We start from the raw sequence: 18,876 nt of genomic DNA, 5'->3' as shown, positions 1-18,876 counted from the left end.
CCATGACGGCGACAGCGCACTTCACCGGCGACGCCAACCCGTACGGCGGCGGCGACCCGTACGCCGACTACCGCACCGCCGACTTCCCCTTCACCCACCTCGTCGACCTCGCCGACCGGCGGCTCGGCGCGGGCGTGATCGCCGCCAACGACGAGTTCTTCGCCGAGCGCGAGAACCTGCTGAAGCCCGGGCCCGCCGAGTTCGACCCGGAGCACTTCGGGCACAAGGGCAAGATCATGGACGGCTGGGAGACGCGCCGCCGCCGTGGCGTCAGCGCCGCGCAGCCGCACCCCACGGACGAGGACCACGACTGGGCGCTGGTGCGGCTCGGCGCGCCCGGCGTCGTACGCGGCATCGTCGTCGACACCGCCCACTTCCGCGGCAACTACCCGCAGGCCGTTTCCGTCGAGGCGGCCTCCGTCCCCGGCTCCCCGTCGCCCGAGGAACTCCTTGCGCCGGACGTGAAGTGGACAACGCTCGTACCCCGTACGGCCGTTGGCGGCCACGCGGCCAACGGGTTCGCGATCGACGTCGAACAGCGCGTCACCCATCTGCGGGTCAACCAGCACCCCGACGGCGGGATCGCCCGTCTGCGGGCTTACGGAGAGGTCGTCCCGGACCCTGCCTGGCTGGCAGCCCTGTCGACCTTCGACCTCGCGGCGCTGGAGAACGGCGGTCAGGTCGAGGACGCCTCCGACCGCTTCTACTCCCCGGCCACCAACACGATCCAGCCCGGCCGCTCCCGGCAGATGGACGACGGCTGGGAGACCCGCCGTCGGCGCGACAAGGGCAACGACTGGATCCGTTACCGGCTCGCCGAGCAGTCGGAGATCCGGGCCGTCGAGATCGACACCGCGTACCTCAAGGGCAACTCGGCAGGCTGGGCGAGCCTTTCGGTGCGGGACGGGGAAAGCGCCGACGGGAACGGCGGGGACTGGGCCGAGCTCCTGCCCCGGACCCGGCTGCAGCCCGACACGAACCACCGCTTCGTCCTGCCGGAAGCCGTACGGGCCACCCATGTCCGGATCGACATCTACCCGGACGGCGGCATCTCGCGGCTGCGGCTGTTCGGCTCACTGACGGCGGAGGGCGCGACGCGACTGGCCGCCCGCCACCGCGAGCTGGGCAGCTGACGAGGACGGGTGACTCCGGCTCCCTCCTGGTGTGCCCGACGCGTCGCGATCCAGGGCTTATGGGACTCTGGGCGGATCGCATGTCCCGAGCAGGAGTCGAGTCGCCATGATCTTCATCGCCGTCAAGTTCACCGTCCGCAGCGCCGAGCGCGACAACTGGCTTCCGGCCGTCGAGCCCTTCACCCTCGCCACTCGCCAGGAACCGGGCAATCTGTTCTTCGAGTGGTCGTACAGCGTCGAGAATCCGGACCAGTTCGTGCTCCTGGAGGCCTTCGCGTCCCCCGAAGCGGGCGAGGCGCATGTGAAGTCCGAGCATTTCGCGGCGGCGATGGACGGGATGGCGGACCTCCTCGCCCGGACCCCGGAGATCATCAACGTCGAGGTCCCGGGCGACGGTTGGTCCCTGATGGCGGAGCTCACGCCCCGCGGTGAGTGACGCAGGAACGGTGAGGTCCAGCCGGTGGGCTGCGAAGGGTGAGATCCCACGGGCGAATCCCGGCCGGTGAGTCGCCGCCGGTCAGAACTCCTCGTGGGACTCCGGGTCTCCGCCGAACCGCCGCCGTGGGCCCGCGGAGATCCGGGCCAGTTCGTCCGCCGTCAGCTCGAAGCCGAACAGATCCAGGTTCTCGCGCTGCCGCCCTGGATCGGCGGACTTCGGGATCGGCACCGCACCGAGCTGGGTGTGCCAGCGCAGCACGGCCTGACCAGGTGTCACACCGTGTGCCTCGGCGACGGCGACGATCTCCGGGTCCGCCAGCAGCCGATGTCCCCGGCCCAGCGGGCTCCAGCTCTCGGTGACGATGTCCTTCGCCTCGTGCACGGCCCGTAGCTCCTCCTGCGGGAAGCGCGGATGCATCTCGATCTGGTTGACGGCGGGCAGCACCCCGGTCTCCTGCTCCAGCCGTTCGACATGGGCCGCGGTGAAGTTGGAGACACCGATCGACCGCACCAGACCGTCCTTGCGGAGCTGGATCATGGCTTTCCAGGTGTCGACGTACAGATCGACCCGGGGCAGCGGCCAGTGGATGAGATACAGGTCCACGTAGTCGAGCCCGAGATTGCGCCGGGACTCCTCGAACGACGCCAGCGTCTTCTCGTATCCGTGGTGCCGGCCCGGGACCTTGGTGGTGACGAAGACGTCCTCGCGCGGCACACCGCTGCGGGCGATCCCCCGGCCGGTGCCGGTCTCGTTGCGGTAGTTGAGCGCGGTGTCGACGAGCCGGCATCCGAGGCCCAGCGCCCCGGCGACGGCCTGCTCGGCCGCGTCGTCGTCCATCGGCCAGGTGCCGAGCCCGACGGCGGGAATGGTGCGGCCGTCGTTGAGGGGGCGAGCCGGGGTCTCGATCATGATCTCCCTTACGTTCGGAAACCTTCCTGGCCAGGGTAGGACGGACGACGGTGGATCACCTGCCGGGCCGGTCACGGGCGGCAGGCCGACGCCCACGGAGCGCGCGGCCGCCGGGCCGATCGGGTGACCGCCTGGGTGTCAGCAGGAGACACAGGACCAGGAGGGCGGCCTCGCCCGGCCGATGAGACAGGTGTTCCCGCAGCCGGGTCCCGCCCGGTACCGTGATCGTTCCGCGTGTGAGCCGGTGAGGTCTCCACATCGTTCCCGCTGTGGAGAATCAGGAGAGTCAGGTGTCCGCTGTCGCCCTGCCCGCCCTCGCACCGCCGCGCCGGGCGTGGCTCACCGATCTGCCGGTGCTGCTCGTCGCGGTCGTCTGGGGCGCCAGCTATCTCGCGGCCAAGGGCATCACCACGACGTCCACCGTCGTCGCGGTCCTTGTCCTGCGCTTCGTCATCGTGCTGCCCGTCCTCGCCGTCGCCGGGTGGCGCAGGCTGCGGGCGCTCAGCGCGGCGCAGTGGCGCGGCGCGGGTCTGCTGGGACTGGTCCTCAGCGGGATCTTCCTGGTGGAGACGTACGGCGTGGTGCACACCTCGGCGACCAACGCCGGGCTCATCATCAGTCTCACCATGATCATCACGCCGCTCGCCGAGGCCGCGGTGACCAGGGTCCGGCCGCCCAGAGCGTTCCTCGCCGCCGCCGCACTGTCCGTCGCCGGTGTCGTGCTGCTGACCCAGGGCGGCGGTTTCACCAGTCCGTCGGTGGGCGATCTGCTGATGCTGGTGGCCGCGCTCGCCCGTACTCTCCATGTGCTGCTGATGGCCCGCATCAAGTCCGTCCAGGCGGCGGACTCGCTGTCGTTGACCACCGTGCAGCTCGGCAGCGCGGTCGCCGTGTTCGCCGTGCTCGCCGCCGTTCCCGGCACCGGGGCGTCGCCCTGGACGGTGGCCGCGGGGTTCGGCGTCCGGGAATGGGGCGGGCTGCTGTTCCTCTCCGTCTTCTGCACGCTGTTCGCCTTCTTCGTGCAGATGTGGTCGGTACGCCGCACCTCGCCGTCCCGGGTCAGTCTGCTGCTCGGTACGGAACCGCTGTGGGCAGCCGCCGCGGGCATCGCGATCGGCGGCGAACGGCTCTCCGCCCTCGGCGTACTGGGCGCGGTGCTCGTCCTCGCCGGGACCGGCTGGGGCCGCCGCGCGGCGGCCCCAGCCGGTCCTTGAGCCGGCTACCGGAACCGGGACATCAACGCGGCGGTCAACGTCGCCAAGGCCGCCGGACTGGCGGTGTCAGCCTGTCGAGCGCAGGTAAGACCGGGACTCGTCCCGGCGCAGCGCGGTGAAGCAGGAACCCACCGAGACGGACACACGACCGTGGTAGGAATCCCCGGGCCTTGGCCCGGGGAGCGGAAGCCAACGTGGTCCTCATGACCACCCCCAGGGATCCCGTGGCGCCCCCCGTCCGGCTGCTCATCGTCGACGACGCCCCGCTCGTACGGGCCGGGCTGACGCTCATGCTCGGCGGCGTCGACGACATCACCGTCGTGGGGGAGGGTGCGGACGGCTCCGAGGTCGCGGATCTCGTCGACCGGCACCCCCCGATGTGGTGCTGATGGACATCAGGATGCCGACCATGGACGGGCTGACCGCGACCGAGGCGCTGCGCAGCAGACCCGACGCGCCCGAGGTCGTCGTCCTCACCACGTTCCACGCCGACGAGCAGGTGCTGCGGGCCATCCGCGCCGGAGCCGCAGGATTCGTTCTGAAGGACACCCGGCCCGCGCAGATCGTCGACTCGGTGCGACGGGTCGCGGCCGGTGACCCCGTGCTGTCGCCCGCCGTCACCCGGCAGCTCATGGCTCGTGCCGCGGGGGCGCCGACGGCCGGCGGGCCCGGGCCGAGCGGGCCCGGCAGCGGATCGCCTCCCTCGCCGAGCGGGAGCGCGAGGTCGCGGTCGCCGTCGGACGAGGCCGGTCCAACGCGGAGATCGCCGCGACCCTGTATCTCAGCGTGGCCACCGTCAAGACCCATGTGTCGCGCATTCTCGCGAGGTTCGGCTTCAACAACCGCGTTCAGATTGCGCTGTTGGTGCACGACGCGGGTCTGCTCGACGAGGAGGGCGACTCCACCGGCGACGTAGGCTGATGGGGGTCGATCCGAGCAGATCGACCGAACCGGCCGGGAGGGGGCGGACCGTGTCCGCAGTGGACGTCGATCTTCGCGGGATCCAGGACTTCACCGCGAATCCGTATCCGTACTACGCGAAGATGCGCGCCGAGGGACCGGTACACACCATCCGTACCGACGACTTCGAGCGGGTCTGGCTGATCGTCGGTTACGAGGAGGGCCGCGCCGCCCTCGCCGACCAGCGGCTCGGCAAGGACTGGCGGACGACGCAGTACGCGACGGGCGCGGGCGATCCGATCAACGCCAACATGCTGGAGATGGACGCGCCCCACCACACCCGGCTGCGCAAGCTCGTCGCCCGCGAGTTCACCGCCCGCAGGATCGAGTCGCTGCGGCCGCGCGTCCAGCAGATCACCGGGCAACTCCTCGACGCGATGGTGCCCGCCGGGCACGGCGACCTCGTCGACGCGCTTGCCTTCCCGCTGCCCATGACGGTCATCTGCGAGCTGATCGGTGTGCCGGACCTGGACCGCAACGAGTTCCGCCGGCTGTCGAACGGCATCGTCGCCCCGAAGACGGCGCAGGAGGAGGGCGAGGCGGTCCGCTCGATGGGCGCCTATCTGGTCGAGCTCATCGAGGACAAGCGGTGCTCGCCCGGCGACGATCTGCTGAGTGCGCTGATCCGGGCGCGCGACGAGGAGGGCGACGGACTGTCGTCCGACGAACTCGTCGGGATGGCCTTCCTGCTGCTCGTCGCCGGTCATGAGACCACGGTCAACCTGATCTCCAACGGGGTACGCGCACTGCTCGCCCACCCCGATCAACTGGCTGCGCTCCGCGCCGATTTCGGCTTGATCGACGGTGCGGTCGAGGAGATGCTCCGGTACGACGGGCCGGTGGAGACCGCCACCTTCCGCTTCACCCGTGAACCGGTCGGGATCGGCTCCCGGGTCATTCCGGCCGGCGAAGCGGTCCTGATCGCCCTGGCCGGAGCCGACCGCGACCCCGCCCGCTATCCGGAACCGGACCGCTTCGACATCCGCCGCGACACCCAGGGGCACCTGGCGTTCGGACACGGCATCCACTTCTGCATGGGGGCGCCGCTGGCCCGTATGGAGGGCCGGATCGCGATCCGCGCGCTGCTGGAGCGGTGCCCGGATCTCGAACTCGCCCCGGACACCGGGGAGCTCGACTGGCTGCCCGGGATGCTGATCCGAGGGGTGCGACGGCTGCCGGTGCGCTGGTGAGGTAGGAAAGCGTGTCATGACCGGACTTGATTTGCAGATGGCACAGAAGGTCCTCGACAGCCAGCCTTTCAGCCGGCTCGTCGGGGCACGGATCACCGCTTTCGGGGACGGTGCGGCCATCCTCGAAGTGGACATCCGTCCGGAACTCCAGCAGCAGAACGGCTTTGTGCACGGCGGGGTGCTGTCCTACGCCGCCGACAACTCGATCACGTTCGCCGCCGGGACGACCCTCGGACCGGCCGTACTCACCGGCGGCTTCTCGATCCAGTACATCCGGCCCGCCACCGGCCGCACCCTGATCGCCCGCGCCCTCGTCGCCCACACCGGCCGCCGCCAGGCCGTCGTCCGCTGTGATCTGTTCGCCGCCGCGGACGACGGCACGGAAACCCTGTGCGCCGTGGCCCAGGGGACCGTGCTCTCCGCCCGGCGCTGAAGGGGCAGTTCCACCTCAGTCGGCCGGGATCTCCGCCACCGCCACCGGCCGGTGCTCGCGCCGGGACAGCTCGCACGCCTCCGCGATCCGCAGTGCGTGCAGAGCTTCCCGGCCGTCGCACGGGTTGGCCGCCTCGCCCCGCACCACCCGTACGAACGCGTCCAGTTCCGCCTCGTACGCCGGGGCGAACCGCTCCAGGAACCCCGGCCAGGGCTTGGCCGGGGCGGTGGGGCCCTGTGGCTCCACCGAGGTCAGCGGGGTGCGCTCGTCGAGACCGACCGCGATCTGGCCGAGCTCGCCCGCCAGCTCCATCCGTACGTCGTACCCGGCGCCGTTGCACCGGGTCGCCGTCGCCGTGGCCAGCGTGGCGTCGTCGAGGGTCAGCAGGGCCGCCGCCGTGTCGACATCGCCCGCCGCACGGAACATCGCGGGCCCGGCATCCGATCCGGTGGCGTACACCTCCACCACCTCACGGCCCGTCACCCACCGCAGGATGTCGAAGTCATGGACCAGACAGTCCCGGAACAGACCGCCGGAGTGCGGCAGATAAGCGGCGGGCGGCGGCGCCGGATCGGAGGTCACGGCCCGCACGGTGTGCAGCCTGCCCAGCACCCCGCCCCGCACGGCGGTGCGCGCCGCAGCGTACCCGGCGTCGAACCGGCGCATGAAGCCCAGCTGGAGCACGCTCCCGGCCCGCTCGACCTCGCGCAGCGCGTTCAAGGTCCCCGCGGGGTCCAGCGCGATCGGCTTCTCGCAGAATGCGGGCAGCCCCGCACGAGCGGCCGTCCCGATCAACTCAGCGTGCGTCGACGTGGCCGAGGCGATCACGACGGCGTCCACCCCCGCGCGCAGCACTTCGGCCACGGACCCGGCGGCTGCGGCGCCCGTCCGGGCCGCGACCGCGGCCGCCCTTGCCCCGTCGGTGTCCGTCACCACCAGCGTGTCCACCGCGGGGTGGCGGGCCAGCACACCCGCATGGAAGGAACCGATCCGGCCGGTGCCGATGAGTCCGATACGCATGGACCCAACGTGCCGCCCACCGGCTGCGCTGTCAACTATATGTCCTGACAAACGAGAGTGTGTTCGGAGCCTCGGACCTCAGGGGGAAGGGCTCCCGTGCCCCGTCTCTGGCGGCTCGTCGTTCGATGCCCGGCCCTCCGGCGGTGTGGCCGTGTCCAGGTGATCCGACAGCTCGTCAAATCGTCGTGAATGCCAGGGGTTCGGAAAGGGAGGGGTGCGGCGACTTGCTCCCACGCTGGGCACGCCGGCCGACGCGATACCGGAGCGCCGGTGTCCGGACATCTGGCGGTTCGTCGGCGGCCCGGTCGTCAAGGTGGCGCAGCACCTGCTCGCCGACCTCGGATACGAACTGGCCGCCGACGGCGTCTTCGGCCAGGACATGAACCCGGTCGTGAACGACTTCCAGGCGAGGAACGGCATACCGGTCGACCCGGACTGCACCTTCGACGGTGCCACCTGGGACGCGCTCGTACCCACCCTCGCCAAGCATGCCACCGGCCTGCCCGTCGTGGCCCTTCAGGAGATGCTCGTCCGCAAGGGGTACGCCGATGCCGCACCGACGGGCACGTATGACGACGCGACCATGAAAGCCGTCCAGGGCATTCAGCGACTGCACGGCCTCGTTCCCGACGGCAAGGTCGGGAAGAGCACGTGGTGCGCCGTCGTCGGCGGCTCGGTACGGCAGGCGTTCCGGGTCTGAACCGGTCCGCGGCAGCCGACCGGCACGTGTGCGAAGGCCCGCGGGCCTTCGCTTCCCGGCCAGAGGTAGCGGGGCCGGCGCCCCGGGGGTGGTCAGCCCGGTTGGCTGTTGTCCTTCAGAGTGCCCCAGCCGTGCCAGCGGTCGATCTCGATCCAGGCGCTCACCCGGTCGCGGTCGCGCATGGGGTAGTCGTTGCCCATGTACTGGCGGGCCAGCTTGTCGATGTCGGCGAGGCCCTCGTCCGGGCGTGTCTCGGCGACGCGGCCGATGATGCTGATGTGCGTGTACCAGCCCGCCTCGTCCAGCACGGTGAGAGTGACGCGCGGGTCGCGGCGGATGTGCTCCAGCCGCTTGCGGCCCTCGTCCATGTTCACCAGGACCCGGCCGTCGTCCCAGAGGTACCAGGTCGGGGTGGACACCGGCTGGCCGTCCGGGCGGAGCGTGGTGATGACGGCCGGGTTCGCCTTCTTCAGCATGGCCACGGCTTCGTCCGGCAACGGTGGCTTGGACATCTGCTCTCCCTCACGTCGACGCGTCGTACGGCACCGGTGGCGCGCCCCCTGAGCACCCCACCCGCAGACTACGATCACCCCGTCCAGGTCGCCCGCCGACCCGCCCGCGACCGGGTGGGTCGGCGGGCGTATCGCATCTCCTGGGCAGCGGGTTGTCAGGACAACCGGACAACGGGACGACCTGACTACCGGTGGTCCTGACATGAGGACTACGCTCCTGCCGTGCCCAAACCCGTCGCCGACCCCGCCGCCCTCGAACTCGGTGTGGACCGCACCAGCCCGGTCCCGCTCTACTACCAGCTGTCCCAGCAGCTGGAGGCGGCCATCGAGCAGGGCCGGCTCGCCCCCGGCAGCCTTCTCGGCAACGAGATCGAGCTCGCGGCCCGGCTCGGCCTGTCGCGGCCCACCGTCCGCCAGGCCATTCAGTCGCTCGTCGACAAGGGTCTGATGGTCCGACGCCGCGGGGTGGGCACCCAGGTCGTCCACAGCCAGGTCAAGCGGCCCCTCGAACTGAGCAGCCTGTACGACGATCTCGAGGCGGCCGGCCAGCGCCCCGCCACCCGCGTCCTGGGCAACCGGATCGAGCCCGCCACTGCCAGGATCGCCGCCGCCCTCGGCGTCCCGGAAGGCACCGACGTCCACCTCGTGGAGCGGCTGCGGTCCGCGCACGACGAACCGATGGCCCTGCTGCGCAACCACGTGCCGGCCGGCCTGGTCGACCTGGGCACCGAACGACTGGAGGCCACCGGTCTCTACCGGATCATGCGGGCCGCCGGTATCACCCTGCACAGCGCGCGCCAGAGCGTCGGCGCCCGCCTCGCCACGGCCGAGGAGGCCGCCCAGCTCGCCGAGTCCGAGGGTGCGCCGCTGCTGACGATGGAGCGCACCACGTACGACGACACCGGGCGGGCGGTCGAATTCGCCTCCCATGTCTACCGGGCCTCGCGCTACGCCTTCGACTTCCAGCTCCTCGTACGCTGACGAGCGCTCCGGCGGCCCCGTTGACGACGCCGACGCACCCCGCTAGAACTCCCCAAGCCGCACTCGGGCGGCCGGGAGAGAAGGCGGACCCACCATGCGTACCCCTCGCAGGACAGCAACCCTGATCGCCATATGCACCATCGGCCTCGCGCTCACCGCCTTAACCGGATGCAGCAGCTCCGGCGGCAAGAGCTCGGAGGACAAGCCCGGGAGCGGCAGCGGGCAGGGCGTCAAAGGCGTCTCCACACCCCGGATGAAGATCGCCATGGTCACACATGCGGGGGAGGGCGACACCTTCTGGGACATCGTCCGCAGCGGTGCGAAGCAGGCCGCGGCCAAGGACAACGTCGAGTTCCTGTACTCCGCCGACAAGGAGGGCAAGGAGCAGGCCCAGCTCGTCCAGGCCGCCATCGACCAGAAGGTCGACGGCATCGTCGTCACGCTCGCCAAACCGGAAGCCGTCAAGGAGGTCGTCGCCAAGGCGGTGAAGGCCGGCATCCCCGTCGTCACGATCAACTCGGGCGCGCAGTTCTCCGCGGAGGTCGGCGCGCTCGGCCACATCGGGCAGGACGAGAAGGTCGCCGGCGAGGCCGTCGGTGAGGAACTCAACGAGCGCGGCCGCAAGAAGGCCGTCTGCGTCATCCACGAACAGGGCAATGTGTCGCTCGAGGAGCGGTGCGCCGGGGTGAAGAAGACCTTCAAGGGCGCGGTCGAGAACCTCAACGTCGAGGGCACCAACATGCCCGCCTCCACCTCCTCCATCGAGGCGAAGCTCCAGGCCGACCACGGCATCGACACGATCGTCACCCTCGGCGCGCCGTTCGCCGCCGCCTCCGTCAAGGCCAAGGAGGGCTCCGGCTCCAAGGCCGAGGTCGACACATTCGATCTGAACGCGGAGGTCGTCAAACGCCTCAAGGCCGCGGAGGTCGGCTTCGCCGTCGACCAGCAGCCGTACCTCCAGGGCTACCTCGCCGTCGACGAACTGTGGCTCAACAAGACGAACGGCAATGTCATCGGCGGCGGCAAACCGGTGCTCACCGGCCCGGCGATCGTCACCGCCGACGACGTCCCGCAGCTGGAGGAGTACACCGCGCGCGGCACCCGATGACCGCCGTACGCGCCACCGCGCACACCACCGTGCACACCCCCTTCCGACACACACGTCCCGCCCCTGCCGGGCGGCGCCGACTCGGGCTCGGGGATACTTGGCCGGCCGGACCGGGAGGCAATACCCCCAGGCGGCACCAAGCAGTACAGCGAGCAGCACAAGAAGGGCACGGCGTCGTGGCAAGGGTTCGGACAGGGGTACGTGCGATGGGTGCCGTGCTTGCGGCGGTGCTCGGGGCATCCCTCGTGGGATGCAGCAGCACCGGTGGCAAGCGGGCGGAGGAGCGCGCGGCCCGGGCCGCCGCCGAGGGCCGGTCCGCGGTGAACACACCCCGCTGGACCTTCGCCATGGTCACGCACTCGGGCGACGGCGACACCTTCTGGGACATCGTCCAGCGGGGCGCCGAACAGGCGGCCGTCAAGGACAACATCAAGTTCCTGTACTCGCACAACGACGAGGCGCAGCAGCAGGCCCAGCTGGTCCAGGCCGCGATCGACCAGAAGGTCGACGGGCTGATCGTCTCGCTCGCCAAGCCCGACGCGATGAAGGACGTCGTCGCCAAGGCCACCAGGGCCGGGATCCCGGTGATCACGGTGAACTCGGGCTCCGCGGAGTCCAAGGCGTTCGGCGCGCTCACCCACATCGGCCAGGACGAGTCCATCGCCGGCGAGGCCGTCGGGGACGAGCTCAACGCGCGCGGCCGCAAGAAGGCTCTGTGCATCCTGCACGAGCAGGGCAATGTCGGCCACGAGCAGCGCTGCGCCGGGGCGAAGAAGGCATTCGACGGGCAGATGCAGAACCTGTACGTCGAGGGCACCAACATGCCCGACGTCCAGGCGTCCATCGAGGCGAAGCTCCAGGCGGACAAGAGCATCGACGCGGTCGTCACGCTCGGCGCACCGTTCGCGGACGCCGCCGTGAAGGCGAAGCGGACCGCGGGCTCCAAGGCCGAGATCGACACGTTCGACCTGAACGCGAAGGTCGCCACCGCACTGCAGGACAAGACCCTGGGCTTCGCCGTCGACCAGCAGCCGTACCTCCAGGGGTACGAGGCCGTCGACCTGCTCTGGCTCTACCGCTACAACCGCAATGTGCTCGGCGGCGGGCGCCCCGTCCTCACCGGCCCGCAGATCATCACCTCGAAGGACGCCGCAGAGCTGGCGGAGTACACGAAGCGGGGGACCCGATGACCACGACGGAGCAACCACCGGCCCCGGCGGCCGGGTCCGACGAGCGGCTGCTGCACACCTCGGCGCTGCGCAGGCTGCTCGGCCGCCCCGAACTCGGTTCGGTCGTGGGCGCCGCAGCCGTCTTCATCTTCTTCTCGATCGTCGCCGACAGCTTTCTGCGCGCCTCCAGCTTCGGCACGGTGCTGTACGCGGCGTCCACCATCGGGATCATGGCGGCGCCGGTGGCGCTGCTGATGATCGGCGGTGAGTTCGACCTGTCCGCCGGTGTCCTGGTCACCAGCTCCGCACTGGTCTCGTCGATGTTCAGCTACCAGATGACGGCCAACATCTGGGTCGGCGTCTTCGTGTCGCTGCTGGTGACGCTGGCCGTCGGCGCGTTCAACGGGCTCATGCTGACCCGTACCAAACTCCCGAGCTTCATCATCACGCTCGGTACGTTCCTGATGCTGACCGGTCTCAATCTCGGCTTCACCAAGCTGATCAGCGGAACCGTGTCGACGAAGTCCATCGCCGACATGGAAGGCTTCGACTCGGCCCGCAAGGTCTTCGCCTCGCAGTGGACCGTCGGCGGGGTCGAGCTCAAGATCACCATTCTCTGGTGGGCGGTGCTCGTCGCGATCGCCACCTGGATCCTGCTCCGTACCCGCTTCGGCAACTGGATCTTCGCGGTCGGCGGCGAGGCCGACGCGGCCCGCGCCGTCGGTGTTCCGGTGATCCGCACCAAGGTCGGGCTCTACCTCGGCGTCGCCTTCGCCGCCTGGGTCTCCGGGCAGCACCTGCTGTTCTCGTTCGACGTGGTGCAGTCCGGCGAGGGCGTCGGCAACGAGCTGACGTACATCATCGCGGCCGTCATCGGCGGCTGCCTGATCACCGGCGGCTACGGCTCGGCGATCGGCTCGGCGATCGGCGCTTTCATCTTCGGCATGACCAGCAAGGGCATCGTGTACGCCGAGTGGAACCCGGACTGGTTCAAGTTCTTCCTCGGAGCCATGCTGCTCCTGGCCACCCTGCTCAACGCATGGGTACGCAAGCGCGCGGAGGCGACGAAATGACGACCGCGACCCCCCGGGCGCTGATCGAGCTCGACCACGTCAGCAAGTTCTACGGGAACATCAAAGCCCTCCAGGACGTCTCGCTGGAGGTCCACTCGGGCGAGATCTCCTGCGTCCTCGGCGACAACGGCGCAGGCAAGTCCACCCTCATCAAGATCATCGCAGGGCTGCACCGGCACGACGCAGGCCGGTTCCTCGTCGACGGCGAGGAGACCGCTCTGGCCAACCCGCGCGAGGCTCTGGACCGGGGCATCGCCACGGTCTACCAGGACCTGGCCGTCGTTCCGCTGATGCCCGTCTGGCGAAACTTCTTCCTCGGCTCCGAGCCGACGACGGGCGCCGGCCCGTTCAAGCGGCTCGACGTCCGGATGATGCGCGAGACGACCCGCTCCGAGCTGCTGCGCATGGGCATCGACCTGCGCGACGTCGACCAGCCGATCGGCACCCTGTCCGGCGGCGAGCGCCAGTGCGTCGCCATCGCGCGGGCCGTCTACTTCGGCGCCAAGGTCCTCGTCCTGGACGAGCCCACCGCGGCGCTCGGCGTCAAGCAGTCCGGGGTCGTGCTGAAGTATGTGGCGGCCGCCCGGGACGCCGGGCTCGGCGTGGTTCTCATCACGCACAACCCGCACCACGCCTATCTGGTCGGCGACCGGTTCGTGCTGCTCAAGCGGGGCGCCATGTCCGGCAGCCACACCAAGGACTCCATCACCCTGGACGAGCTGACCCGCCAGATGGCCGGTGGCAGCGAGCTCGAGGAGCTCAGCCACGAGCTCGAGCGGGCCCCCTCGCCGACCCACCTGGGCGGCCATTCGGTCACCGACGACACCCCGTAGGAGAAAGCGCGGGCGGGGCGCCGCAGACCCCGACCGCCCGCCCCGAAGCTCCGGCAGTGGCAGAATCGAGCCCGACGGGCGCCGTCCGCCGCCGGGAGCTGTCACCACCCGGTCCCCCCAGACAATGCAGGGACGATGAGCACGTACCGCGACTTCACACACCGCGGCTCCGCCCGCGCCACCGTCCTGCGGACCGTCGGCACCCGCGAGCGGCGCTCGCACCTCACGGCGCCACGGGTACCCACCGTCGGCATCGACATCGGGGGCACGAAGGTGATGGCCGGCGTCGTCGACGCCGACGGGAACATCCTGGAGCAGCTGCGCACCGAGACGCCGGACAAGTCCAAGAGCCCCAGGGTCGTCGAGGACACCATCGTCGAGCTGGTCCTCGACCTCTCCGACCGGCACGATGTGCACGCCGTCGGCATCGGCGCGGCGGGCTGGGTCGACGCCGACCGCTCCAAGGTGCTGTTCGCCCCGCATCTCGCCTGGCGCGACGAACCCCTCCGTGACGCCCTCGCCTCCCGCCTGGTCGTCCCCGTCATGGTGGACAACGACGCGAACACCGCGGCGTGGGCGGAATGGCGGTTCGGCGCGGGCCGCGGCGAGGACCATCTCGTCATGATCACGCTCGGTACCGGCATCGGCGGCGCGATTCTGGAGGACGGTCAGGTCAAGCGCGGCAAGTACGGGGTCGCCGGTGAGTTCGGCCACATGCAGGTGGTGCCCGGAGGGCACCGCTGTCCGTGCGGCAACCGCGGCTGCTGGGAGCAGTACAGCTCCGGCAACGCCCTCGTCCGCGAGGCCAGGGAGCTGGCCGCCGCCGACTCGCCCGTCGCCCACGGCATCATCGAGCGGGTCAAGGGGAACATCCCCGACATCACCGGGCCGCTCATCACCGAACTGGCCCGCGAGGGCGATGCGATGTGCATCGAGCTCCTCCAGGACATCGGCCAGTGGCTCGGTGTCGGCATCGCCAATCTGGCCGCCGCGCTCGACCCCTCCTGCTTCGTCATCGGAGGCGGTGTCAGCGCCGCCGACGACCTGCTGATCGGTCCCGCCAGGGATGCCTTCAAGCGCCACCTCACCGGCCGTGGCTACCGCCCCGAGGCCCGGATCGCGAAGGCGGAACTCGGCCCGGAGGCAGGTATGGTCGGCGCCGCGGACCTGGCCCGGCTGGTCGCCCGCCGGTTCCGCCGCACCAACCGCCGTCGTGTCGAGCGGTACGAGCGGTACGCGCAGATCTACGACCAGGCTGCGAGCACCATCCGGTCGACCCGCAACACCCGCACCTCCTAGGGATCCCCAGAACATGACCACAGCAGAGCGTCCCGTCCTGCCGCGCCAGTCCTCGCCGCCCGACGAGGGCGGCGGACGGCCCCCGGAGGACCGGCGCCGGATGATCCGGCGACGCCTGATCACGGCGACCATCATCGTCCTGTTGATCGGCGTCCCGGCCGGCTATCTGCTGATCTCCGCCGGCCAGAGCCGTCGCTCCGGACAGGACAAGGAGGCCGAGGCCTCCGCGCAGGGGCTCCGCGAGGGCTGGCCGTCCCGGATGCAGCGCCGGATCTTCGAGGTGCCGATTCCCGGCGACGCGGTGGACGTCCAGTACTACGAGACGAACAACTGGAAGGCCAGCCGGATGTACGTGCAGTTCCGTACGTCGTCCTCCGGGCTCGACCGCTTCCTGTCCCGTCTGGGCTCCAGCCGCGCGGCCCTGACCGACGGCGACGTCACCGTCGGCGCCCGCGACACCAAGATCGCGGGCTGGCACTTCGGCCAGGGCGTCGACTGGGCGGGCACCACCCACACCAACAAGGACCCGCGCCCCACCCAGGACATCACCGTCGACATGACCGATCCGGCATCTCCTGTCGTATATGTCGTATCTGCGGCGACCCCCTGACCGGAGGTCTACAGGGCGCTCTCAGCCCTCGAACGCGGACATCTCCGGGCCGGTCGTAGTGGTCGCCCACAGCGCCGGAGTGATGACCACCGCGCACTGGGCACAACGACACCGGCGTCCGGTCAAGGGCGCGCTGCTGGCGGCGCCGCCGGACTTCGGCACGCCGCTGCCCGAGGGCTACCCCACTCCGGAGGCCCTGCGTGAAAACGGCTGGTTGCCTGCGCCGCGGACAACCCTGCCCTTCCCCAGTATCGTCGCGGCGAGTACGAACGACCCCCTGGCCGATTTCAATCGCGTCGCCGATCTCGCCCGGGCATGGGGGAGCAGTCTCGTGGATCTCGGCCCGGTCGGACACCTCAACCCTGCATCCGGCTACGGCGAATGGCCTCGGGCGGAAGAGTTCATCCGCGAGCTCAGCTGAGTCCTGTCCGACGTGTCCGTCTGACGCCCGGCCGCGCTCTTCTCGCACTCCCTCCTGCCCGCTTCTGGGCGGGAGGAGCCGTGCGCCCACTCCAGGGGCTCATGTCGCTGATGTGAGCGCCGAGGATGCCATCACCCAACCTGAGATGCTGGCCTGGTTCGCAGCGCGTCCCGTAGGCCGCGGGCGTAACGGTCGATTGCGTGATGCGCTCCGTGATGCACTCAGCGGAACGGTGACCGTCGGACGGACAGGATCGCGACGTCGTCGTGCTGGCCGCCCTCTCCGGCGAACCCGCGCGCGTCGTCGTAGAGGGCGTGCGGCAGGTCGGTGGGGGAGAGAGATACGCGCTCGGTGAGGCGTTCGGTGACGGGGTAGAACGTGCCATCGGCGTCGCGGGTCTCGGTGAGCCCATCGGTGGTCAGCAGCAGCGTCGCGCCGGGTGGGAAGGTGAACCAGTCGACGGTTGCGGGTTCGGCGGCGAGCTCGGCGAGACCGAGGGGGACGCCGGAGCCGAGGGACGGCGTGATGACTGTGGTGTTGTGCAGCAACTGCGGCGGAATGTGTCCGCAGTTGATGACTTGTACCTCGTCGTGTGCGTCGATGTTGACGATGAGCGCTGTGACGAACCGTTCGTCGTCGCCGGTCTGTGCGGCGTAGGAGTTGTGCCGTACGACAGAGGCATCGAGGGCATCGACGAGCGCGGTCAGGGTGGGCTCTCGATGGGCCGCCTCACGGAAGGCGCCGATGACGGCGAACGCGGCGCCGACCGCGGGTAGGCCCTTGCCCTGGACATCGCCGATCAGAACCCGGGTTCCCCACGGAGAGACGACGACGTCGTAGATGTCGCCGCCAATGAGCCGGTCCTCCTGTACGGGCTCGTACACGCCGTCGACCAGGACGTCGTCGGTGAGCAGAGGCAGAGGGCGCAGGATGTGGCGCTGCATTGCTGCAGCGGTGGAGCGCAGCCGCAGCATCTCGTGCTCGCGGCGGATGCGACGGTGGCAGGCGTAGACGGAGGCCGCGCCCAGGGCGAGGGTGAGCAGCATCATGAGGGTCCTGTCGAGCCACGACCGCCCGTCACCGTGCCGGACCAGCATGGTGACGATGACCACAAGCGTGATCCATGCAGACACGAACTTCGTCTGGCGTACGGTGCACAGCGCGGACGCCGTCCCCGGCAGGAATACAAGGAGCCCGAGAAGCCACACCGGGGACTCGGACAGGGCACCGAGGAGCAGCACCAGGAAGGTCACTGACGCCACGCGGATCATTACTTCGGCGTTGCGCGGTGGTTCGATGGTCTCGAAGGGACGCGCGAGTGTCTTCGGGCGCTTATGGGGCACGGGACCTCCCGGGCAGGTGGTGTACTCCGCGTACGTTAGGCAGGCCCGGCCGTGGGTGAGCTGCGCCCCGCCGGACGATGTCGCGTGTGCGGTGACCAGCACTACGTGCAGGGTGCGTGGCCCGTGCACTCCTTCGACCCGGTCGCATTCGATGTCGCTGGGTGCGGACGGGCCATGTCGCGGAAGCCTCCGTGCGAGGTGTCTCATACCCGGGAGGCCGGTCCGGGTGTCCCAGATGACGTGCACAACAGGCAGCAGCCCGACATCCTGACAGTGGGATACGGTTCGGCCGGGAAGAACCTGCTCGGTGCACCCGAGCTGCGCCAAGGTCCAGACACGGCGGCCGCCCGAGGGGGAGCTGGATGCTGCAGGCATTGGGACTGGGACCGGCTGAAGAGGCCATCTACACAGCACTGCTGGCCCGCCCGACAGCCTCTGCGCAGGACCTCGCCCGGCAGACCGGACTCGAGAAGGCCGAGATCACCCGCATCCTGCTCGACCTGACGACACGTGGCCTGGTGGCGGTCGCCGGCGAGGCCGGGAGCGGGACACCTGACTCGGCTGACTGTGAGGCCGGTCGCCGGCTCGCCCGCTACCGGCTCACACCCCCGTCAGTGGCCCTGGCCCCGTTCCTTGTCGAGCAGCGCAACGCACTGCACCGGGCCGAGACCGCGTTCTCGATGCTGACCGAGCAGTACCGCAGTACCGCCGCGCACCCTGCGGGCAGCGTCGTGGAGGTGGTCGTCGGCGTGGAGCAGGTGGCGCACCGCTTTCACCAACTGCAGCGCGGCGCCCAGCGGGAGTTGCTGGTGTTCCTCGTCGGCGAGCCCATAGCGGTGCCGCGCGAGGACGCCGACATGTCGGAGAGTTCCGCGCTGGACCGCGGAGTCGACTTCCGGGTCGTGGCTGCCAAGGACTATCTCGACGGTCCCGGCATGGCGAAGGATGCGCGGGCGGGCATCACGGCGGGCATCGAGCTTCGCCTGGTCGACTCGCTGCCGCTGAAGATGGTCGTGTCGGACCGGGAGCGCGCCATGGTGCCACTGGACATGGCGGACTCCGGCGGCGAGCCGAGCGCGATCGTGGTGCACCGCAGCGGCCTGCTGACTGCCCTGGTCCATCTGTTCGAGAAGGAATGGGCCCAGGCCCGGCCGCTGTACACCACCGTCACGGGTGTGCGTGCGGAGCCGGCAGGCGATCAGCAGCCGACCGAGGGGGAACTGGAGGTTCTCGCTTTGCTGCTGGCAGGGATCTCCGACCGGCGGGCGGCCTCCCAACTCGGCCTGTCCATACGTACCGTGGAGCGGCGGACACGCCGTCTGATGGATCTGGCCGGAGCGGATTCGCGCCTGCAACTCGGATGGCACGCCGCACGTGCGGGCTGGCTTTGACCTCCTCCTCGGCCTGAGGGCCGGGGAGCCTTTGTCTCTTGATGGTCGCCGAGCGAGGGCGGCCGCCAACTCCTGGCGGGTTACTGCTTCACCGCCGGTGGGACGTGATTCTGACTGAAGACATGCACGGGTGCGGCG

Annotated in this window: 19 protein-coding genes and 1 pseudogene; 16 read left to right on the top strand and 4 right to left on the bottom strand. The window is 70.1% G+C overall.

The genetic code is table 11. The features are described from left to right. Nucleotides 1-2: 2 nt before the first annotated feature. The gene (gene alc / locus ACWCP8_RS11820) at nucleotides 3-1,133 is read left to right on the top strand and encodes an allantoicase (protein WP_451115655.1); all 1,131 of its coding nucleotides are present in this window, start codon (nucleotides 3-5) and stop codon (nucleotides 1,131-1,133) included. Nucleotides 1,134-1,239: 106 nt separating this feature from the next. Further along, a complete protein-coding gene (locus ACWCP8_RS11815) occupies nucleotides 1,240-1,569 on the top strand; it encodes a putative quinol monooxygenase (protein ID WP_352265045.1) in 330 nt (109 codons plus the stop codon). An 81-nt stretch (nucleotides 1,570-1,650) separates the two neighbouring features. Here ACWCP8_RS11815 and ACWCP8_RS11810 read toward each other — a convergent pair whose 3' ends face one another. Then, nucleotides 1,651-2,481 carry an aldo/keto reductase gene (locus ACWCP8_RS11810; RefSeq protein ID WP_451115653.1) on the bottom strand — a complete coding sequence of 277 codons (831 nt, stop codon included), beginning with the start codon at nucleotides 2,479-2,481 and terminating at the stop codon, nucleotides 1,651-1,653. 290 nt (nucleotides 2,482-2,771) lie between these two features. Between ACWCP8_RS11810 and ACWCP8_RS11805 the strand changes: the two genes are divergently transcribed. The 4 genes and pseudogenes from ACWCP8_RS11805 to ACWCP8_RS11790 all read left to right on the top strand — a co-directional run bounded on the left by ACWCP8_RS11805 (nucleotide 2,772) and on the right by ACWCP8_RS11790 (nucleotide 6,278). Then, complete coding sequence (locus ACWCP8_RS11805; protein WP_352265049.1) at nucleotides 2,772-3,695, top strand: DMT family transporter; 924 nt, start codon at nucleotides 2,772-2,774, stop codon at nucleotides 3,693-3,695. 203 nt (nucleotides 3,696-3,898) lie between these two features. After that, a pseudogene (locus tag ACWCP8_RS11800) lies at nucleotides 3,899-4,616 on the top strand (response regulator). A gap of 122 nt (nucleotides 4,617-4,738) precedes the next feature. Next, on the top strand, nucleotides 4,739-5,845 hold the full coding sequence (locus ACWCP8_RS11795; RefSeq protein ID WP_451115754.1) for a cytochrome P450 family protein: 1,107 nt from the start codon (nucleotides 4,739-4,741) through the stop codon (nucleotides 5,843-5,845). 16 nt (nucleotides 5,846-5,861) lie between these two features. Further along, the gene (locus ACWCP8_RS11790) at nucleotides 5,862-6,278 is read left to right on the top strand and encodes a PaaI family thioesterase (protein ID WP_352265051.1); all 417 of its coding nucleotides are present in this window, start codon (nucleotides 5,862-5,864) and stop codon (nucleotides 6,276-6,278) included. Between the two features lie 15 nt (nucleotides 6,279-6,293). On the opposite strand, the gene ACWCP8_RS11785 is transcribed toward ACWCP8_RS11790, so the two are convergent. Further along, nucleotides 6,294-7,298, bottom strand: a complete 1,005-nt coding sequence (locus tag ACWCP8_RS11785; protein ID WP_451115650.1) for a Gfo/Idh/MocA family protein — start codon at nucleotides 7,296-7,298, stop codon at nucleotides 6,294-6,296. 214 nt (nucleotides 7,299-7,512) lie between these two features. Here ACWCP8_RS11785 and ACWCP8_RS11780 point away from each other — a divergent pair, with 214 nt between their 5' ends. Next, on the top strand, nucleotides 7,513-7,998 hold the full coding sequence (locus ACWCP8_RS11780; RefSeq protein WP_451115648.1) for a peptidoglycan-binding domain-containing protein: 486 nt from the start codon (nucleotides 7,513-7,515) through the stop codon (nucleotides 7,996-7,998). Between the two features lie 92 nt (nucleotides 7,999-8,090). Here the strand turns inward: ACWCP8_RS11780 and ACWCP8_RS11775 are convergent, their stop codons facing one another. After that, nucleotides 8,091-8,510 carry a PPOX class F420-dependent oxidoreductase gene (locus ACWCP8_RS11775; protein WP_352265057.1) on the bottom strand — a complete coding sequence of 140 codons (420 nt, stop codon included), beginning with the start codon at nucleotides 8,508-8,510 and terminating at the stop codon, nucleotides 8,091-8,093. 222 nt (nucleotides 8,511-8,732) lie between these two features. Between ACWCP8_RS11775 and ACWCP8_RS11770 the strand changes: the two genes are divergently transcribed. The 8 genes from ACWCP8_RS11770 to ACWCP8_RS11735 all read left to right on the top strand — a co-directional run bounded on the left by ACWCP8_RS11770 (nucleotide 8,733) and on the right by ACWCP8_RS11735 (nucleotide 16,004). Further along, entirely contained in the window at nucleotides 8,733-9,491 is a 759-nt protein-coding gene (locus ACWCP8_RS11770; RefSeq protein WP_352265059.1) for a GntR family transcriptional regulator, read from the top strand. Nucleotides 9,492-9,585: 94 nt separating this feature from the next. Continuing rightward, nucleotides 9,586-10,599: a sugar ABC transporter substrate-binding protein gene (locus ACWCP8_RS11765; protein WP_352265061.1), complete on the top strand. Its 1,014-nt coding sequence runs from the start codon at nucleotides 9,586-9,588 to the stop codon at nucleotides 10,597-10,599. A 176-nt stretch (nucleotides 10,600-10,775) separates the two neighbouring features. After that, on the top strand, nucleotides 10,776-11,789 hold the full coding sequence (locus ACWCP8_RS11760; RefSeq protein WP_443064396.1) for a sugar ABC transporter substrate-binding protein: 1,014 nt from the start codon (nucleotides 10,776-10,778) through the stop codon (nucleotides 11,787-11,789). Then, the gene (locus ACWCP8_RS11755; RefSeq protein WP_352265063.1) at nucleotides 11,786-12,841 is read left to right on the top strand and encodes an ABC transporter permease; all 1,056 of its coding nucleotides are present in this window, start codon (nucleotides 11,786-11,788) and stop codon (nucleotides 12,839-12,841) included. Before ACWCP8_RS11760 ends, ACWCP8_RS11755 begins: the two co-directional genes overlap by 4 nt. Then, nucleotides 12,808-13,674: an ATP-binding cassette domain-containing protein gene (locus ACWCP8_RS11750; protein ID WP_451115644.1), complete on the top strand. Its 867-nt coding sequence runs from the start codon at nucleotides 12,808-12,810 to the stop codon at nucleotides 13,672-13,674. The genes ACWCP8_RS11755 and ACWCP8_RS11750 overlap by 34 nt, the downstream gene beginning before the upstream one ends. A 135-nt stretch (nucleotides 13,675-13,809) precedes the next feature. Next, on the top strand, nucleotides 13,810-14,973 hold the full coding sequence (locus ACWCP8_RS11745) for an ROK family glucokinase (protein ID WP_352265067.1): 1,164 nt from the start codon (nucleotides 13,810-13,812) through the stop codon (nucleotides 14,971-14,973). Nucleotides 14,974-14,986: 13 nt separating this feature from the next. Continuing rightward, entirely contained in the window at nucleotides 14,987-15,583 is a 597-nt protein-coding gene (locus ACWCP8_RS11740; protein ID WP_352265069.1) for a hypothetical protein, read from the top strand. Further along, on the top strand, nucleotides 15,558-16,004 hold the full coding sequence (locus ACWCP8_RS11735) for an RBBP9/YdeN family alpha/beta hydrolase (protein ID WP_451115642.1): 447 nt from the start codon (nucleotides 15,558-15,560) through the stop codon (nucleotides 16,002-16,004). Before ACWCP8_RS11740 ends, ACWCP8_RS11735 begins: the two co-directional genes overlap by 26 nt. A 221-nt stretch (nucleotides 16,005-16,225) precedes the next feature. On the opposite strand, the gene ACWCP8_RS11730 is transcribed toward ACWCP8_RS11735, so the two are convergent. Continuing rightward, entirely contained in the window at nucleotides 16,226-17,347 is a 1,122-nt protein-coding gene (locus ACWCP8_RS11730; RefSeq protein ID WP_451115640.1) for a PP2C family protein-serine/threonine phosphatase, read from the bottom strand. A gap of 362 nt (nucleotides 17,348-17,709) precedes the next feature. Here ACWCP8_RS11730 and ACWCP8_RS11725 point away from each other — a divergent pair, with 362 nt between their 5' ends. Next, entirely contained in the window at nucleotides 17,710-18,738 is a 1,029-nt protein-coding gene (locus ACWCP8_RS11725) for a helix-turn-helix domain-containing protein (RefSeq protein WP_352265075.1), read from the top strand. Nucleotides 18,739-18,876 lie beyond the last annotated feature (138 nt).

The organism is Streptomyces sp. NPDC002206, assembly GCF_053593595.1.
This window is presented reverse-complemented; position numbering and strand designations above follow the sequence as displayed.

What these genes read in the sequence shown, in the direction of transcription:
- ACWCP8_RS11795 (WP_451115754.1), top strand. Translation starts at nt 4,739, where the DNA reads ATGCGCGCCGAGGGACCGGTACACACCATCCGTACCGACGACTTCGAG.
- ACWCP8_RS11735 (WP_451115642.1), top strand. Translation starts at nt 15,558, where the DNA reads ATGTCGTATCTGCGGCGACCCCCTGACCGGAGGTCTACAGGGCGCTCT.
- ACWCP8_RS11750 (WP_451115644.1), top strand. Translation starts at nt 12,808, where the DNA reads ATGGGTACGCAAGCGCGCGGAGGCGACGAAATGACGACCGCGACCCCC.
- ACWCP8_RS11740 (WP_352265069.1), top strand. Translation starts at nt 14,987, where the DNA reads ATGACCACAGCAGAGCGTCCCGTCCTGCCGCGCCAGTCCTCGCCGCCC.
- ACWCP8_RS11725 (WP_352265075.1), top strand. Translation starts at nt 17,710, where the DNA reads ATGCTGCAGGCATTGGGACTGGGACCGGCTGAAGAGGCCATCTACACA.
- ACWCP8_RS11765 (WP_352265061.1), top strand. Translation starts at nt 9,586, where the DNA reads ATGCGTACCCCTCGCAGGACAGCAACCCTGATCGCCATATGCACCATC.
- ACWCP8_RS11775 (WP_352265057.1), bottom strand. Translation starts at nt 8,510, where the DNA reads ATGTCCAAGCCACCGTTGCCGGACGAAGCCGTGGCCATGCTGAAGAAG.
- ACWCP8_RS11815 (WP_352265045.1), top strand. Translation starts at nt 1,240, where the DNA reads ATGATCTTCATCGCCGTCAAGTTCACCGTCCGCAGCGCCGAGCGCGAC.
- ACWCP8_RS11810 (WP_451115653.1), bottom strand. Translation starts at nt 2,481, where the DNA reads ATGATCGAGACCCCGGCTCGCCCCCTCAACGACGGCCGCACCATTCCC.
- ACWCP8_RS11785 (WP_451115650.1), bottom strand. Translation starts at nt 7,298, where the DNA reads ATGCGTATCGGACTCATCGGCACCGGCCGGATCGGTTCCTTCCATGCG.
- ACWCP8_RS11745 (WP_352265067.1), top strand. Translation starts at nt 13,810, where the DNA reads ATGAGCACGTACCGCGACTTCACACACCGCGGCTCCGCCCGCGCCACC.
- ACWCP8_RS11790 (WP_352265051.1), top strand. Translation starts at nt 5,862, where the DNA reads ATGACCGGACTTGATTTGCAGATGGCACAGAAGGTCCTCGACAGCCAG.
- ACWCP8_RS11755 (WP_352265063.1), top strand. Translation starts at nt 11,786, where the DNA reads ATGACCACGACGGAGCAACCACCGGCCCCGGCGGCCGGGTCCGACGAG.
- alc (WP_451115655.1), top strand. Translation starts at nt 3, where the DNA reads ATGACGGCGACAGCGCACTTCACCGGCGACGCCAACCCGTACGGCGGC.